12 protein-coding genes and 1 tRNA gene are annotated in these 16,266 nt (G+C 71.8%); 8 read left to right on the plus strand and 5 right to left on the minus strand.

The window, feature by feature from the left end:
• Nucleotides 1–614 (plus strand): HNH endonuclease signature motif containing protein (locus EUA98_RS01510; RefSeq protein WP_130100905.1); only part of this gene is annotated, 614 nt, incomplete at its 5' end.
• A gap of 164 nt (nucleotides 615–778) precedes the next feature.
• Here EUA98_RS01510 and EUA98_RS01515 read toward each other — a convergent pair.
• Entirely contained in the window at nucleotides 779–1,360 is a 582-nt protein-coding gene (locus tag EUA98_RS01515; RefSeq protein WP_130100906.1) for a YbaK/EbsC family protein, read from the minus strand.
• A 4-nt stretch (nucleotides 1,361–1,364) separates the two neighbouring features.
• A complete protein-coding gene (locus EUA98_RS01520) occupies nucleotides 1,365–1,895 on the minus strand; it encodes a YbhB/YbcL family Raf kinase inhibitor-like protein (RefSeq protein ID WP_130100907.1) in 531 nt (176 codons plus the stop codon).
• A 567-nt stretch (nucleotides 1,896–2,462) separates the two neighbouring features.
• Here EUA98_RS01520 and imuA' point away from each other — a divergent pair.
• The 3 genes from imuA' to EUA98_RS01540 all read left to right on the plus strand — a co-directional run bounded on the left by imuA' (nucleotide 2,463) and on the right by EUA98_RS01540 (nucleotide 8,434).
• Complete coding sequence (gene imuA' / locus EUA98_RS01530) at nucleotides 2,463–3,149, plus strand: DnaE2-dependent mutagenesis accessory factor ImuA' (RefSeq protein WP_491562668.1); 687 nt, start codon at nucleotides 2,463–2,465, stop codon at nucleotides 3,147–3,149.
• A 112-nt stretch (nucleotides 3,150–3,261) separates the two neighbouring features.
• Complete coding sequence (locus EUA98_RS01535; protein WP_350339476.1) at nucleotides 3,262–4,938, plus strand: DNA polymerase Y family protein; 1,677 nt, start codon at nucleotides 3,262–3,264, stop codon at nucleotides 4,936–4,938.
• On the plus strand, nucleotides 4,931–8,434 hold the full coding sequence (locus EUA98_RS01540) for an error-prone DNA polymerase (RefSeq protein ID WP_165372681.1): 3,504 nt from the start codon (nucleotides 4,931–4,933) through the stop codon (nucleotides 8,432–8,434). The genes EUA98_RS01535 and EUA98_RS01540 overlap by 8 nt, the downstream gene beginning before the upstream one ends.
• Nucleotides 8,435–8,445: 11 nt before the next feature.
• Here the strand turns inward: EUA98_RS01540 and EUA98_RS01545 are convergent, their stop codons facing one another.
• The gene (locus tag EUA98_RS01545) at nucleotides 8,446–9,600 is read right to left on the minus strand and encodes an AI-2E family transporter (RefSeq protein ID WP_242511201.1); all 1,155 of its coding nucleotides are present in this window, start codon (nucleotides 9,598–9,600) and stop codon (nucleotides 8,446–8,448) included.
• A gap of 225 nt (nucleotides 9,601–9,825) precedes the next feature.
• Between EUA98_RS01545 and EUA98_RS01550 the strand changes: the two genes are divergently transcribed.
• A tRNA-Leu gene (locus tag EUA98_RS01550) sits at nucleotides 9,826–9,908 on the plus strand.
• A gap of 113 nt (nucleotides 9,909–10,021) precedes the next feature.
• Here the strand turns inward: EUA98_RS01550 and EUA98_RS19995 are convergent.
• Nucleotides 10,022–11,425 (minus strand): alpha/beta fold hydrolase, encoded by a 1,404-nt coding sequence (locus EUA98_RS19995; RefSeq protein WP_130100910.1) that lies wholly within the window; start codon nucleotides 11,423–11,425, stop codon nucleotides 10,022–10,024.
• A gap of 68 nt (nucleotides 11,426–11,493) precedes the next feature.
• The gene (locus tag EUA98_RS01560; protein WP_130100911.1) at nucleotides 11,494–11,922 is read right to left on the minus strand and encodes an SsgA family sporulation/cell division regulator; all 429 of its coding nucleotides are present in this window, start codon (nucleotides 11,920–11,922) and stop codon (nucleotides 11,494–11,496) included.
• 284 nt (nucleotides 11,923–12,206) lie between these two features.
• Here EUA98_RS01560 and EUA98_RS01565 point away from each other — a divergent pair, with 284 nt between their 5' ends.
• The 3 genes from EUA98_RS01565 to EUA98_RS01575 all read left to right on the plus strand — a co-directional run bounded on the left by EUA98_RS01565 (nucleotide 12,207) and on the right by EUA98_RS01575 (nucleotide 16,264).
• Nucleotides 12,207–13,289, plus strand: coding sequence for an S-(hydroxymethyl)mycothiol dehydrogenase (locus tag EUA98_RS01565; protein ID WP_130100912.1), 1,083 nt, complete (start codon nucleotides 12,207–12,209; stop codon nucleotides 13,287–13,289).
• The gene (locus tag EUA98_RS01570) at nucleotides 13,286–13,921 is read left to right on the plus strand and encodes an MBL fold metallo-hydrolase (protein ID WP_242511202.1); all 636 of its coding nucleotides are present in this window, start codon (nucleotides 13,286–13,288) and stop codon (nucleotides 13,919–13,921) included. Before EUA98_RS01565 ends, EUA98_RS01570 begins: the two co-directional genes overlap by 4 nt.
• 417 nt (nucleotides 13,922–14,338) lie before the next feature.
• Nucleotides 14,339–16,264: a GAF domain-containing SpoIIE family protein phosphatase gene (locus tag EUA98_RS01575; RefSeq protein ID WP_165372682.1), complete on the plus strand. Its 1,926-nt coding sequence runs from the start codon at nucleotides 14,339–14,341 to the stop codon at nucleotides 16,262–16,264.
• The last annotated feature ends 2 nt before the right edge of the window (nucleotides 16,265–16,266 follow it).

Below are 16,266 nucleotides of genomic sequence, written 5' to 3' on the forward strand. Positions count from 1 at the left end.
CCCTGACCGGCCGCGGCGCCACCATCCGCCCCCACCTGTCCGTCCTGGTCGACTACCCCACCCTGCTCACCCTCACCACCACCACCCACCACCCCACCTGCACCGCCCAGACCGCGGGGACCACCGAGGCGACCGGGGCGCCGCCGTGCCCCGCCGGGACCTTCCCCCTCCTCGCCAGCCCGCTCACCCCGGGCGCCCTCACTCCGGGCACGCTCAACCCGGCCGTGTTCGAAAGCGGCCAACCCGTGCCCCGCGCCGTCCTGGACCGGCTCCTGTGCGACGCCGCCATCACCCGCATCGTGTTCGGCCCCGACTCCCAGATCCTCGACGTCGGCCGCACCCACCGCACCTACCCCACCCACCTACGCCGCGCCATCATCGCCCGCGACAAACACTGCCAATACCCCTCCTGCCACGCCCCACCCCGCATGTGCCAGGCCCACCACAGCAAGCACTGGACCCGCGACCACGGCACCACCGACGCCCGCACCGGCGTCCTGCTCTGCACCCACCACCACACCGTCGTCCACGACAACCACATCGAGATCCACTGGGAACCCGGCCACGGCTGGCAATTCACCGACCAAAACGGCCAGATTCTGACGCCGGATTAGTCAGTGCTCATTAGACTGCTCAGCCATGGGCTCGTTCATCGAGCGAGCGAGTATTTGGCAGTGTTCTCTAGTCATTGTCATTGTCTTTGTCTTTGTCGCCATCCTTCGTCAGCGACTCAGCGACTCAGCGACTCAGCGACTCAGCGACTCAGCGACTCAGCGACTCAGCGACTCAGCGTCGCCAGGTCCGTGATCACCTGGGCGCCGGGCATCGTGGTGAGCAGTGCGCCGGGCAGGGCGAGCTTGGAGCGGCGCAGGCCGCTCCCGATGATCACGACCCCGTGGGCCTCGGTGTCGGGCTCGCCGATCCGCGAATCGACCAGCACTCGCCAGGTTGTCGGCAGGCCTACCGGGGTGATCCCGCCGTGCGCCATCCCGGACAGCTCGGTGGCGCGATCGGTGGGCAGGAAGGAGGCCTTGCGCACGTCGAGCAGACGCCGGATGACGTTGTTGACGTCGGCCCGGGTGGTCGCCCTCACCACGGCGGCCGCGATGCGCTCGTCGCCGCTCCGCGTGCCGGCGACGAGTACGCAGTTGGCCGAGGCTGCCGGCGGGAGGTCATAGGCCGCTGTGAGTGCGGCCGTGTCGGCGAGGTCGGGGTCGATCTCGGCGACGGCAACGCGATCGGCGACCGTCGGGTCGAGGGCTGCCCAGCGGTCCAGCGCCTCGCGGGTGCCGGCTGCGAGCAGGTCGGGGTGGTCGACGGCGCGGAGCCACTTCAGGCGTCCGATCGTGGTCAGGGACATCGGGTCACTGGCGCCGGTACGTCGGGGTCAGGACGGCTCGCCCCAGGGTGTGGAACAACGCGTTGAAGGCCACCGCGGTCGGGGTCGCGTCCGGGGTCAGGCCCAGGTGCTCGACGTCGAGAGCGTGCACCGCGAAGACGTACCGGTGGGTGTGGTCGCCGGGCGGGGGTGCGGCACCGGCGTAGCCCGTGGTGCCGCCGTCGTTGCGGGTCTGAAACGCGGGGGAGGGTAGTGCGGCGCTGGCGGGGTCACCTGCGCCGGTGGGGAGCGTCGTCGTGCCGGCGGGCAGGTCGACGACGGTCCAGTGCCAGTACCCCGCGGGGGTCGGAGCGTCGGGGTCGAAGCAGTTCACGACGAACGAGCGGGTGCCGACGGGGGCGCCTTCCCAGCGCAGGTGCGGCGAGACGTCTCCAGCCTCGGTGTGCGGGTCTGCCATCTCATCGCCCTCGGCGACGTCGTCGCTCACCAGGGTGAAGGACGGGACGTGGGGGAGCAGGGCGTACGGGTCAGGTGCGATCGGCCGGGTCAGATCCATCGGGCCATCATGCTCCGCGAGGCCCCGTCCCGGTCTGCGGACACTCGCGCGCGGGCCGGGTTGACAGCCCGGGGCAGGGGTCGTTCACTAGAAGAATCACCTCGAACACCTGTTCGAACAAGAGGTAGACTGGTGGCACATCGTCTCTCGTCACGTCGACCTTTTGTCGGCAGCTTTCGCGACGGCGGAGCAGGGCCTGAAACAGGGAGCAGGACCCTGATGCAGGTAGGGCAAACGGTCGGTTCAAGGGCACCACGGTGTCAAAGGCACCACGGTGCGAAAGGAGAGGGCATGACGACCGCGACGGACCGGGTGCTACGGGCGCGAGAGGCGTTGCTGCGCGCCGAGCTGCGTACCGGTGCCAGGAGCATGCCGGTACCGGGGCCTGCCGCCGCATCGTCCCGGAAAACTGCACCTGCATCGTCGGTCCCGAGCCCGAGCCCGAGCCCGAGCCCGAGCCCGAGCCCGAGCCCGAGCCCGAGCCCGAGCCCGGTCCCGGTCCCGAGCGTGAACCTGAATCAGGCTCCACGCCAGAGCCAGAGCCAGAATCCTCCGGTGCTGACGTCGATGAACCTGGCGGGGGACTCCGCTTCGCAGGGGCGCGGACGGGGTCGTACGGGTCATCCGGACCGGCCGCCCCTACCCGTGTCGAGCTCTCTTGCGCATCTTCTGCCCGAGGGGGCGCTGCATCGAGGGGGCACCCTCGTGGTGACCGGCTCCACCTCGCTCCTGTTGGCGCTCGTCGCCCGCGCCTCCCAGGAGGGGTCCTGGGCGGCGGTCGTCGGCCTGCCGGAGGTCGGCGTGCTCGCGGCGCAGCAGGCCGGTGTCGACCTCGACCGGCTGGCGCTCGTGCCGTGCCCCGGTCCGGATGCCCCGACCGTGCTGGCCGCCCTCATCGACGGCGTCGACCTGGTGATCGTCGGCGCGGCGGCGGCGCTCGTGGACTCCGACCGTCGCCGCCTCATGGCCCGCGCCCGCGAACGCGGCACGGTGCTGCTGTCGACCGTGTCCTGGGTCGGCGCGCACCTCGTGCTCACCGCTGTGCCCGCGGGCTGGACCGGTCTCGGGATCGGGCACGGGCACCTGCGCAGTCAACGGCTGACCGTGACGCGCGGCGGGCGGGGGAGCGCAGGGCGTCTCGTCCGGGCAGAGGTCGTCCTGCCGGTGCGTGAGCGCGCCGGCGTGCCGACCGATCCACTGCGACAGCTGCCTGCGGGCCCGCCCGAGGCCACGCCACTGCGGCTGGTCGGATGAGGGTGGTGTCGGGATGAGTCGGGAGCCGGCGGGTCGGGAACCAGCGGGTCGGAAGTCGGCGGGTCGGGAGCCGGCGAGTCGAGAGTCTGCGAGCCCGGCGGTCCGTACGGCAGTGCTCTGGGTCCCCGACTGGCCGGTGGTCGCCGCGATGGCGGCCGGCCAGGCGGAGGTCCATCAGAGTGTGGCCGTGCACGACGGGCGGCGGATCACGGCCGTCTCCGCGCTCGCCCGGACCCAGGGGGTGCGCCGCGGCATGCGCAGACGTCAGGCCCAGGAGTGCTGCCCGGAGCTGGTGCTGCTCACCGTCGACGAGGGGCGTGACGCGCGCGCGTTCGAGCCGGTCTCCGCGGCTGCCGAGACCGTGGTGGCCGGACTGGAGGTGGCCCGTCCGGGCCTGCTGCTGCTTCCGGCGGACGGCGCCAGCCGTTTCCACGGGTCCGAGCAGGCGCTCGCCGAAGCGCTCGTGGAGCAGGTTGCCGAGCGCACGGGGCACGAGTGCCAGGTGGGGGTGGCCGACGGCGGTTTCGCGGCGATCCTGGCGGCCCGCGCCTCGAGCGTCGTGGCGCCTGGAGGTGCGCGCGCCTTCCTCGCCCCGCTCGCCGTCGAGCAGCTGGTGCACGCGGCGATGGGCGATCGTGCGGTGGCCGAGATCAACGGTCTGCTCGATGTGCTGCACCGGCTCGGGCTGCGGACCCTGGGCGACCTGACGGCTCTTCCGGCCTCCGACGTCGAGGCGCGGTTCGGGCGGCTCGGCCTCTGGGCGCACCGGCTGGCCCGCGGGGAGGATGTGCGTCCGCCGGTTCGGCGACGGCTCGAGCCGGACGTCGAGGTGACCTGCGAGTTCGATCCGCCGGCGGAACGGGTCGACGCCGCGGCGTTCGCCGCCCGCCGCCTCGCAGAGCAGCTGCAGGCGATGCTCCTCGAGCGGTCCGTGAGCTGCGGGCGACTGCGGATCACCGCGTGGACCGATGCGGGGGACGAGCTCGTGCGCACCTGGCGTACCGATGCGGGCGGGCTGGGCGGGTTGAGCCCGGCACGGATCACCGACCGGGTCCGCTGGCAGCTCGAAGGGTGGTTGTCGGGCAACGCCTTGCGCGGTCCGGGGCGGGCCGGCGGCCAGGGCGGGTCGGGGAACCACGACCGGAGCGCACCCGCGCCGGCAGCGCTCGTGCGCCTCGGGATCGCGGCCGAGGAGGTCGCGCCCGCCGGGGCGGAACAGGGTTGGCTGTGGGGCGGGGCGAGCGGCGGCGATCTGCGCGCCCACCGGGCCCTCCTCCGGGTGCAGGGGCTGATCGGTGGCGACGGGGTCCAGGTGGCCACGCTGCAGGGTGGCCGTGACGTGCGCGACCAGGTTCACCTGGCTGCCTGGGGGGACGCCCGGACCCCGCCGCGGGTGGCGGACCGTCCCTGGCCCGGCCGGTTGCCCGAACCCGCTCCTGCCACGGTCCTCGTCGAGCCGGCGCCGGTGGACGTGCTCGACGCGCTGGGTGCAGGGGTGCGGGTAGACCTGCGTCTGACGATGAGTGCCCCTCCGGTCGCGCTGCAGTGGCGGGCCCGCCCGCGCGACCGCGGCCAGGGCGACGGTGTCCAGAGTGGTAGCGGCCAGAGCGGTGACGACGACGGCCCGCATGCCCTGGTGGCCTGGGCCGGACCGTGGCCGATGGTCGAGCGGTGGTGGAGCCAGGCACCGAAGCGACGGGTGCACCTGCAGGTCGCGCTCGCGGACGGCCGTGCCCTGCTCCTTGCCTGCACCGGCGGCGAGTGGACGTGCGAGGCGGTCTATGACTGAGCGTGCAACGGCTGGGGGTGGGACGGCTGGGCCCCGCTATGCCGAGCTGCACGCCCACACAGCCTTCAGCTTCCTCGACGGCGCCAGCCAGCCGGAGGAGCTCGCGGCCGAGGCCGCGCGCCTGGGCCTGTCCGCCCTCGCAGTGACCGACCACGACGGGCTGTACGGCGTCGTGCGGTTCGCGCAAGCGGCCCGCGCTGTCGGGCTGCCGACGGTTTTCGGGGCGGAGCTGCACCTGCCCGCCCCCGATGTCCGGGGTGAGGTGCTCGACCCGCCCACCGGTGTGCCAGACCCCCGCTCGACCCACCTGCTGGTGCTCGCCCGGGGGCCGGACGGCTACCGCAACCTTTCGCGAGCGATCGCCACCGCGCACCTGTCGACGGGACGCAAGGGCGCTGCGGCGTACCGGTTGGAGGAGCTCGCCGAGCAGGCGGCGGGGCAGTGGCTCATCCTGACCGGCTGCCGCAAGGGCGCGGTCCGCCGCGCGCTCGATCCGGCCGGCGCCGGTGCCGGCGTCCACGGCCCGGGTGCCGGCCGGAGCAGGTCCGACCGCGAGCAGGCCGCGCGCACGGAGGTCGATCGGCTCAGCGCGCTGTTCGGCCGAGACAACGTCGCGGTCGAGATCACCGATTCTGGCGACCCGTGGGACTCCGATCGGGTCGATGCGCTCGCGGCGCTCGCGGCGGCGTCGGGCCTGCCGCTCGTCGCGACGGGCAACGTGCACTACGCGACCCCGCGCGACGCGGACCTGGCTGGTGCCTTGGCCGCGGTGCGGGCCAGGTCCTCGCTCGATGACCTCGACGGGTGGCTGCCCTCGACCGGGGGGTTGCACCTGCGATCGGCGGCCGAGATGCTCGGCCGACACGCGCGCCACCCGCAGGCGGTTGCCACCGCGGCCGCGCTCGGGGACGAGTGCGCGTTCGACCTCCATCTCGTGGCCCCGCAGCTCCCGCCGTACCCGGTTCCCCCCGGACACACCGAGGCGACCTGGCTGCGCGAGCTGACCTGGCGTGGTGCCGCCCGGCGGTACGGACCTCGAGGGTCGGAACGGGTGCCCGGGGCGTACGCCCAGATCGCCCGCGAGCTCGACGTCATCGAGGCGCTGACCTTCCCCGGGTACTTCCTGATCGTCCACGACCTGGTCGAGTTCTGTCGCGAGAACGGCATCCTGTGCCAGGGACGGGGCTCGGCAGCGAACTCGGCGGTCTGCTACGCGCTCGGAGTCACCGCTGTCGACGCCGTGCGGCACGGTCTGCTCTTCGAGCGGTTCCTCGCGCCCGAGCGCGACGGTCCGCCGGACATCGACGTGGACATCGAGTCGGGCCGCCGCGAGGAGGTCATCCAGTACGTCTACGCCAAGCACGGGCGCACGCACGCGGCACAGGTGGCCAACGTCATCTCCTACCGTCCTCGCTCGGCGGTGCGCGATGCCGCCCGGGCGCTGGGGCACGACGTCGGGCAGCAGGATGCCTGGAGCAAGAGCATCGAGAGGTGGGGGAGCCTGCGTGGAACCCCGGAGCCGCAGGGGCCAGGCCAGCCGCCCGGGTTCGGCGCGCACGGCAGTGCCGGCGGCGGGCTGCCGGGCGACCTCACCGCCGACCGGCACGACGTCGTCCCGGCGCACCGACCCCCACCGGCCAGCGACCTCGACGAGATCCCCGAGCAGGTGCTGGACCTGGCTGAGCGGTTTCTCCACCTGCCCCGACACCTCGGGATCCACTCGGGCGGCATGGTGCTGTGCGACCGACCGGTGATCGAGGTGTGCCCCGTGGAGTGGGCCCGGATGCCGGGCCGCACCGTGCTGCAGTGGGACAAGGACGACTGCGCCGATGCCGGACTGGTGAAGTTCGACCTGCTCGGCCTCGGCATGCTCACCGCGTTGCAGATCGGGTTCACGCTGGTCCGCGAGCACGAAGGCGTCGAGCTCGACCTGCACGGCCTGCCGCAGGAGGACCCGCTCGTCTACGACCTGCTCTGTGCGGCGGACACGGTCGGGGTGTTCCAGGTCGAGTCGCGCGCGCAGATGTCGACGCTGCCCCGCCTGCGGCCGCGCACGTTCTACGACATCGTCGTCGAGGTTGCGCTGATCCGTCCCGGTCCGATCCAGGGCGGTTCGGTCCATCCGTACATCGAGCGGGCGCAGGGGCGCGAGAAGGTCACCTACCTGCACCCGCTGCTGGAGAAGTCGCTCGCCAAGACCCTCGGCGTGCCGCTGTTCCAGGAGCAGCTCATGCAGATGGCGATCGACGTCGCCGACTTCACCGGTGCGGAGGCGGACCAGCTGCGCCGGGCGATGGGTTCCAAACGGTCGACCGAGAAGATGGAGGCGCTGCACGCGCGTCTCCAGGAGGGTATGAGGGCCAACGGGATCGGGCGCGAGGTGGGGGAGGAGATCTTCGACAAGCTCAAAGCGTTCGCGGACTTCGGGTTCCCGGAGTCGCACGCCTACTCCTTCGCCTATCTCGTCTACGCGAGCGCCTGGCTCAAGGTCCACCACCCCGCAGCGTTCTACGCGGGTCTGCTCGCGGCCCAGCCGATGGGGTTCTACTCGCCGCAGTCGCTCGTGGCCGACGCGCGACGGCACGGGCTGACCGCGCTGCGTCCGGACGTGCTCACGTCGGGGGTGCAGGCCGGGCTCGAGCGGGTGCCGGGGGACGCGGGCCCGGCGCTGCCGCTCGTCCCGCTGCCCTCCGGCAGCTCGGCGCGGCCTCTGCGGGCGCCCGACGGCGTGATGCCCGACGGCGTGATGCCCGACGGCGTCCTGCCCCACGGTGCGCTCGCGGTGAGGCTCGGCCTCGCCTCCGTGCGCGGGGTGAGCACCGAGGCCGCGACGGCGATCGTCGCCGAACGCACGGCGAACGGCCCCTATCGCGACCTGCGCGACCTCGCCCGGCGGGTGCGGCTGACCACGACGCAGCTCGAGGCGATGGCTACAGCGGGGGCGCTCGGCAGCCTGCCGGGGCCGACCGGGCGCGGGGTCGAGCGGCGCGAGGCGCTGTGGGCTGCGGGGGCGCTGTCTCAGGAGGGCCCCGACACGCTCCCGGGGGTGTCGGTCGGCGTCGCTGCCCCGACGCTTCCCGGTATGAGCGACGTCGAGCTGGCCGTGGCCGACGTCTGGGCCACAGGGGTCTCCGTGGACTCCTACCCGACGCAGTACGTCCGGGCCGGCCTGGACGCGGCCGGGGTGCTGCGGGTGGCCGAGGCCTTCCAGCACGAGCCCGAGCGGCGGGTCGCGGTTGCAGGGGTGGTCACCCATCGCCAGCGCCCGGGTACCGCGGGTGGGGTCACGTTCCTGTCCCTCGAGGACGAGACGGGGATGCTCAACGTCATCTGCAGCACCGGCCTGTGGCAGCGGTTCCGACGGGTCGCGCGCACGTCTGCTGCCCTGGTCGTGCGGGGCCGGCTCGAGCGGGCCGACGGTGCCACGAATCTCCTCGCGGAGCACCTCGCGCCCTTGTCGCTCCGGGTGCCGACGACGTCCCGGGACTTCCAGTAGCTACGGAGCCCTCAGCCCTCGATCGGTGCCACGTCCTCGAGGGACTCGTCCTCCTGGTCCTCGGTCATCGGCGGGTCGATCGTGCGCAGCCTGGAGAAGACGGCCCAGGCCACCGCGACGAGCGGTACGGCGATGACCGCGCCGAGGATGCCTGCCGCGAGGGTTCCGGCGGTGATGACGAGGGCGACCACGACCGGGTGGAGAGAGACCTGCTTGCCCATCACCAGGGGCTGCAGGATGTGCCCCTCGAACTGGCCGATGAGTGCGATCCCGACACCGACGACCGCCGCCTGGATCGGCCCGTTGGCCGCCAGTGCCACGATCATGGCGATGACCATCGCCACCGGTGCGCCGATCAGGGGAACGAACGCGCCGATCAGCACGAGCACCGCCAGCGGCGCCGCGAGCGGCACGCCGATGATGGTGAGCAGGATGAAGGCCAACGCCCCGTCCGACACCGCGATGATGACGGTGCCGCGGGTGTAGCCGGAGAAGGTGTACCAGCCGGCCCCTCCCGCGGTCTGCCAGATGGTCCGCGCCCGGGACGGCAGCTGGTTGAGGAACCAGGTCCACATGTCCGCACCACGGGACAGGAAGAAGACCGTGCAGAAGGTCGCCAGCGCGAGAGCCGCGAACACCTCCACGACGGAACCCGCACCGGCGGCGGCCTGGCCGGCCAACTCACCGCTGTGCTCCTGGAGCCAGGCCTGCCCGTCGGTGATCCACTGGTTGATCTGGTCGTTGGTGATGACGAACGGCAGCGGACCGTCGATGAGGAGGTTCTTGAGGTCCTCGATACCCGTGCCGAACTGCTCGGAGAGATTCACCCACTGGCCGGCGACCGAGACGCCCACATAGGTGAGCATGCCCACCAGCGTGAGGATGCCGAGCAGGAGCGAGAGCGCGGTGGCGAGCCCCCTGGGCATGAGTCGGCTGAGGAACTCCACGGCCGGCCGCAGCACGGCGGTGAACACGAGCGCGATGAAGACCGCGATGACGAGCAGCTGGACGCGGGACGTCACGAAGAAGACCAGCGCGATCGCGGCGACGACGACGAGCAGCCGCCACGACACCCCGGCCATCGACCGCAACCAGCGGGGGGAGTTCGGCTCGAAGTCCCTGCTGGACGGGCCGCGACGCACCGCCACAGCGCGGCGTGCGCCCACAGGCGCTCCCGCGACACGCCGAGGCGACCCCGGGGAGCTCTCGCTTTCGCCCATGATCGGGCTCTCCTGCTCCGTCATCCCGAACCTCTCCACGTCGCACCCACGTCGTACCGGCATCCTCGTCGGCGACAGTCTGCACCCCGGCCTCGATGATCGCTCGACCGCCACTCCGTGCTATCTTTACGGCCGCACCTGACGGGGTTGAACCCCCGTCATGGTCCACTCGTCCGGGTGGCGGAATGGCAGACGCGCTAGCTTGAGGTGCTAGTGCCCTTATGGGCGTGAGGGTTCAAGTCCCTTTCCGGACACTCGTTGAGACAGCGAACGACAAGGCTCCGACCAGCGGAAACGCATGGGTCGGGGCCTTTGTTGTCGGTCCCGGTCGAACCCGCTCCCACCTCCCGCTCGCCACCTCGGCCGATCACCCGAGATGGGTCGTTTCGGGCGCTGTCGACCAGCAGACCTCTCCGTCGACCATGACGGCGGTCGGCGCGAGACCGACGCGGCGGGCCACGCCGTTGGACCCCTGATGGTCCGGGTGGACATGGGCGACCAGCACGTCCACCCCGTGGGCGAACAACCAGTGAGCCATCCCGGTGGCCGCTTCGGACGCGAAACCCTGCAGCTGGTGGGGCGAGGCGATGACCCAGGCGATCTCGGCGACGACCCGCTCCGGCTCCGCCTGGATCGTCGCCTGAACCGTGCCCACCGCCGACCCGGACCGACGATGACGAACCACCCAGTTGCACCATCCCTGGCTTCCGTCGCCGGACGCCCCCCGAACCTGCCGGGCCACGCGTGCGGACATCTCGGTCCGCGTCGCGGGCCGGCCCCCGATGAACTCGTGGAGGCGCTCGTCGTCGAGCACGCGAACGAGCTCGGCGGTGTGAGCGACGTTCAGGGGCTCCAGCACGAGTCGAGTGGTCTCGACGCTCTCCGCCACCGGCCAGGCGCGCGGGTCGACGGCGTCCAGGAACGCGTCCGCGGCGCTCCGGAAGGCGCCGGGCTGTTCGATCCACGGGTAGTGGCCGCAGCGGTCGATCACGACGCAGGAGCCGTTCGGGAAGAGGGCGGCGAGGGCCATCACCGGCGCGACACCGGTGAAGCAGTCCTGAGCCCCCGCAATGACCAGCACCGGGGCGTCGACCGTGCGGAGCTGTGCCGGCAGGTCGGATGGCGGCTCGACGCCGAAATAGGCCCTTGCCGCGGCCAGGTTCCAGCGCCCGACGCGCGCATGAGCCTGCTCGCCGGCAGCCCACGTGGCGTATCCCGCCGGCGCGACGACCTGCTGCCATGCGTTGAACGCGTCCTCGGTGCTCCCGTCCGGCCCCGCAGACAGGGCCGCGAGTGCGGCATCGAAGGCCGGATCGCCGCGCCGGGCGTCGATGAGGGAATCGACATCGGAGGCGTCGTCGACCAGGTAGCCGGCCGGCGGTGTGATGAGGAGGAGGCCGGCAACTCGAGCTGCGTACCGGGCCGCGTACGCGATCGCCAGCCGGGTCCCGGCCGAGTGCGCGACGACGAGGATCTGGTCCACGCCGAGGTGCACGCGCAATGCCTCGATGTCCCCAGCCTGCCGCCAGAACGCGCCCGACTCGGTGAGCGCGGGGGCGGGGGAGCGTCCGACCCCTCTCAGGTGGGGCACCACGAGCGCACGCCCGCTCGCGAGCCCGGCGAGATCACCGAGGTAGCTGGGGTGCCGTGCCGCGCCGCCGGCCAGCACGACGATCGCGGCGCGCCCGCTGGAACCTCCCACGGGCAGGCCATGGACGCCGAGCAGGTCGTAGTGGAGCTCAGCTCCGTCGGATGCCACATAGCTCGCCACGACCCGACCCTAGCTACCCCCGTCGGGCGTTCGGACGTCGTCAATTGCGACGAACGGCCGCCCGGTGGTCAGGTGGTCAGAATGCTCGCAACGAAGGCGTCGAGTGCCGAATCGAACCGGTCGCTCTCCATCCCCACGGGAACGCGGACATGGGTCTCGTCCATGAATCGTTCGAGCGGTTCGGCCGGGGCAGCCAGCAGTGCGGTGCCGAGGGCCCCCGTCAGGGAGAGGAGCAGGTAGTCGAGGTCCTCGTCCCGCCAGATGTGCACGTCGCCGTCGCCCGCGGCGGAGTCCTGGTCGGAGACGAGGCCCTGGTCAAAGAGGTCGCGAGCCAGCAACCACGTGGTCGTCGAATCCCCGCAGACGAATTCGGCATGAATGGCGAACGGGTCGGACGCGCGGTACCCGAGTTCGATGGCCACATCGGTCGTGGTCGAGTCCGAGAGTATGAGGTGTGCGTGGATCACCGTCGTGACGTCGTACGTGTCTTGATTCATGCGGGTCCTCCATCTCGGTGCCCGAACGCTAGGGGACGAAGGTCCTGTGTCTCTTCAGCCGTGCTCATCTGTCACCCGTACGGCCGCAACCAATACGGACCAAGCCGCACAAATTTGTGCATGCCCGCTACCCCGCGGCAGTCAACCAGAGCGATTCGCGGTGGGCTCTCGTGATCGGTCGACCAGGCCCCGCGAAACGATGTGCTCGCGGTTGCCCGCGCGGTGCGGCTCCGTAGTCTGTGGGTCCGCCACCGCATCGCCCACGCCACCGCAGAGGAGACCGCATGCCCAGCGTCGTCAAGGGAGTCATCGCGCGAGCCAAGGGGGCGCCGGTCGAGACCGTCGAGATCATCGTGCCGGATCCCGGTCCGGGTGAGGCCGTCGTCACGATCGAGGCCTGCGGGGTCTGCCACACCGACGTGCACTACCGCGACGGCGGCATCAATGACGAGTTCCCGTTCCTGCTCGGCCATGAGGCCGCCGGTGTCGTCGAGGCCGTCGGTGCGGGCGTCACCGACGTCGCTCCCGGCGACTTCGTGATCCTCAACTGGCGCGCGGTCTGCGGCCAGTGCCGGGCCTGCGCCAAGGGCAAGCCGCAGTACTGCTTCAACACCTACAACGCCACCCAGAAGATGACGCTGACGGACGGAACCGAGCTGTCGCCCGCCCTGGGGATCGGCGCCTTCATCGAGAAGACCCTGGTGGCCTCGGGGCAGTGCACCAAGGTCGACCGGGCCGATCCGGCCGCCGTCGGCCTGCTCGGGTGCGGAGTGATGGCGGGCTTCGGTGCTGCGGTCAACACCGGCGGGGTCACCCGGGGAGACTCGGTCGCAGTGATCGGCTGCGGTGGGGTCGGCAACGCGGCGATCGCCGGTGCCGTCGTGGCCGGAGCGACGACGATCATCGCGGTGGACGTGGACGAACGGAAGCTCGAGCGGGCCCGGAGCTTCGGCGCCACCCACACCGTGAACTCGGCGACCACCGACGCCGTCGAAGCCATCCGGGAGCGCACCGGCGGGTACGGCGCAGACGTGGTGATCGACGCCGTCGGGCGGCCCGAGACGTACGAGCAGGCGTTCTACGCCCGAGACCTGGCCGGCACCGTCGTCCTGGGGGGGGTGCCCACGCCCGACCTGGAGGTCACCTTGCCGATGATCGAGATCTTCGGTCGCGGCGGTGCGCTGAAGTCCTCCTGGTACGGCGACTGCCTGCCCAGCAGGGATTTCCCGATGCTGGTCGACCTCTACCGTCAGGGCCGGTTCGACCTGGGGGCGTTCGTGTCCGAGACGATCGGCCTCGGTGACGTCGAGTCCGCCTTCGAGAAGATGCGCACCGGCGAGGTCCTGCGCTCGGTCGTCGTCCTGTGAGCGCGACTGTGCTGCGCGTGGACCGGGTCGTCACCTCGGGCACGTTCAGCCTGGACGGCGGGACGTGGGACGTCGACAACAACGTCTGGGTGCTCGGCGACGACGACGAGTGCCTGGTCATCGATGCTGCGCACGACGCCGAGCCGATCCTGGCCGCGGTGGACGGACGCCGGGTGGTCGCGATCCTGCTCACCCACGGGCACGACGACCACCTCGGCGCGATCGAGGCGCTCGCGACGGCCACCGGGGCTCCGACCGCGCTGCATCCGGCCGATCGGGACCTGTGGGACATGTCCACCCCGGTCGCCCCGGATCGCGACCTGGCCGACGGCGACGTGGTCACGGTGGGAGGCGTCGAGGTCCGCGTCCTGCACACCCCGGGCCACAGCTGGGGCGCGTGCTGCTTCGTCGTGCCGGTGCTCGGCGTGGTGTTCACCGGCGACACGCTGTTCGCCGGGGGACCGGGGGCCACCGGGCGGTCCTTCTCGGACTTCCCGACGATCATCGAGTCCATCAGCGCCCAGCTGCTGACCCTGCCGTCGCAGACGGTCGTCCATACCGGGCACGGTGACGACACCACGATCGGCGCCGAAGCTCCCCACCTGGCCGAATGGGTCGCTCGCGGTCACTGAGACCGGCCCGGCTTGGTCCACACTGCTTCGGGTGTTATGCTCAACGGGCTCAAGGCGCAGCCGATAGGTTGTGTGAACGCGTACGACAAGCGTTCGAGCAGTATTCGGTTCTCACGGTGGTGCCAGCATCCCGTCGTGAATAATCGGCTCGGCCACGGAACGCGCTCCTTGTGAGGAGCGGACGGACGGGGACCGGGTGGCTCGTCACTGACAGCCCCCAAGATGGCCGGGGGCGGTTCAAGCCGCGCGAGACAAGAACAAGCGGGCGCGGTGGGCAGTGGCGTGGAGATGCTGGCCCAAGATGTAGGGCTCTGGCCCCGATCTGCCGAGAGGCGAGATCGGGGCCTTTGTCATTCGTACCGGGTCGGGTTGTGCGATTCCCTGCCCGGAGGTGTCCCGTCGCGGCAAGATGTGAGCGTGGGGGACGACACGGGGAAGGCAGCGCTGCCGGGCTCCGCCGGGGTGACCCCGGACGGCTTCGCCGACGTGCCCCTGGACGGCTTCGCCATGGAGCCCCTGGACGGCTTCGCCATGGTGCCCCTGGACGGCTTCGCGACACCCCCGGACGGCTTCGCTTCTGCTCAGCTCGACGGTGTCGCCCTGTCACCGGCGCAGCCGGCCGGAGATCTGCTGCCCGCAGCCCCGGACGAGGAGCTCGACGGGTTCGCCGCGATGGCCCGCCAGCTGCTGCACGTCTCGATCGCACTCGTGTCGCTCGACGACGGTGATCGGCAGGTCTTTCCCGGGGCCGCCGGCCTCATCGAACCGCTCGCGACCACCCGCGCCGCCCAGGGGGCACCCGCCTTCGGTCACCAGGTCGTGAGCACCGGGCGTCCGCTGGTCGTTCCGGACGCTCGCGCAGGAGGTAGAGCGCCGGCAGACACGGCAGACGGGGACCTGCGGGTCGGGGCGTTCGCCGGGATTCCGCTCGTCGATGCCCGCGGCCGGGTGGTCGGCGCGTTGTGCGCGATCGAGCACGAGCCTCGGGAGTTCTCTGCCGGCGACCTGACCACCTTGAGCGAGATCGCCGCAGCCTGTTCGTGGTCCCTCGTCCGGCGACAGATCGTGAGCGGCCTGCAGGAGGCGACGCATGCCGCGATCCGCGCGACCAGGCAGTCGCGACTGCTGCTTCGATTCAGCGAGGCGATGGTCCACACCACGACCGAGAACGAGGTCCTCGCCGCCGTCCGAGCCCTCGCCCACAGCGCGCTGGGCGCGGCCGACGGCGAGCTGGCCGCCGGTGACCTCCGCGCGGTGCGGCGCGCTCGGCTGCCGGACCTGTCCTCGGCCGCCACGACCTGCTGGCTGGCCGTGGATCCGGGCGCCGACCTCCCGGGGCCGCGGGCGATGCGGAGCGGACGCGCTCTGGTCTACACCGACCAGACCGCGTTCCTTGCCGACTTCCCGCACCTTCGCGACGACCCGACGTGGGCGGCTGGAGGTTCGCGGGCGTTCCTGCCGCTCAGCGCGAGCGGGCGACCGCTCGGCTGGCTCGGGCTGGGCTGGCGGGCCCCGCGCCGGATGGACGACGACGTCCGCGAGCTCCTGTCGACGCTGGCGCGCACGACGTCGCAGGCGATGCAGCGCGCAGCCCTCATCCAGCAGCGCCGCGAGGTCGCCCACACGCTTCAGGACGCGCTCCTGAGCACGCTGCCGGTCGTACCGGGCCTGGAGCTGGCAGCCAGGTACAACCCGGCGAGCGCGTCGGACAAGGTCGGCGGCGACTGGTACGACGCGCTGGCGTTCCCCCGGTCGACCACCTTGGTGATCGGGGACGTTGCGGGCCACGATGTGGCCGCCGCTGCGGAGATGGGGCAGCTGCGCAGCATCCTGCGCGGCTTCGCGATCGACCGGGACGACTCCCCGTCCGAGCTGTTGGGCCGCCTCGACCGGGCGAACCTCGCGCTGGGGTCCGGCACGGTCGCCACTGCCCTGGTCGCGCGGCTGGAGGCGACCGATCCCGACGACTCGACGGGAGCCCGGCTCACGTGGTCCAGCGCGGGCCACTACGCGCCCTTGCTCGTACACCCCGACGGGCGCACGGCGCAGCTCACCGGCCGGTCCGACCTCCTGCTCGGGGTCGACGGCAGCGCGCAACGACACACCTGGGTCGATCGGGTGCCCAGCGGATCGACCCTGCTGATGTTCACCGACGGGCTGATCGAGCTCCGCGGCCACCGGGTCGGCGAGCGGCTCGAGGTGCTCCGGCGGGAGGCCGCACGAGTCGCGGGGGAGCCGCTCGACCGCCTGCTCGACGCGGTGCTCGTCGCGATGGCCCACAGGGACGACCAGGACGACGTCGCCGTGCTGGCCGCGCGACCGCTCGACCCGGCCGCGACGTAGCC

Origin of the sequence: Pengzhenrongella frigida, from assembly GCF_004168625.1 — a bacterium.
In the GTDB taxonomy this organism is placed as follows: domain Bacteria; phylum Actinomycetota; class Actinomycetes; order Actinomycetales; family Cellulomonadaceae; genus Pengzhenrongella; species Pengzhenrongella frigida.

Bases quoted from the DNA above. Each gene is read 5' to 3' on its own strand.
- EUA98_RS01540 (WP_165372681.1), top strand. From the start codon at position 4,931: ATGACTGAGCGTGCAACGGCTGGGGGTGGGACGGCTGGGCCCCGCTAT.
- EUA98_RS01560 (WP_130100911.1), bottom strand. From the start codon at position 11,922: ATGAATCAAGACACGTACGACGTCACGACGGTGATCCACGCACACCTC.
- EUA98_RS01520 (WP_130100907.1), bottom strand. From the start codon at position 1,895: ATGGATCTGACCCGGCCGATCGCACCTGACCCGTACGCCCTGCTCCCC.
- EUA98_RS01565 (WP_130100912.1), top strand. From the start codon at position 12,207: ATGCCCAGCGTCGTCAAGGGAGTCATCGCGCGAGCCAAGGGGGCGCCG.
- EUA98_RS01515 (WP_130100906.1), bottom strand. From the start codon at position 1,360: ATGTCCCTGACCACGATCGGACGCCTGAAGTGGCTCCGCGCCGTCGAC.
- imuA' (WP_491562668.1), top strand. From the start codon at position 2,463: ATGAACCTGGCGGGGGACTCCGCTTCGCAGGGGCGCGGACGGGGTCGT.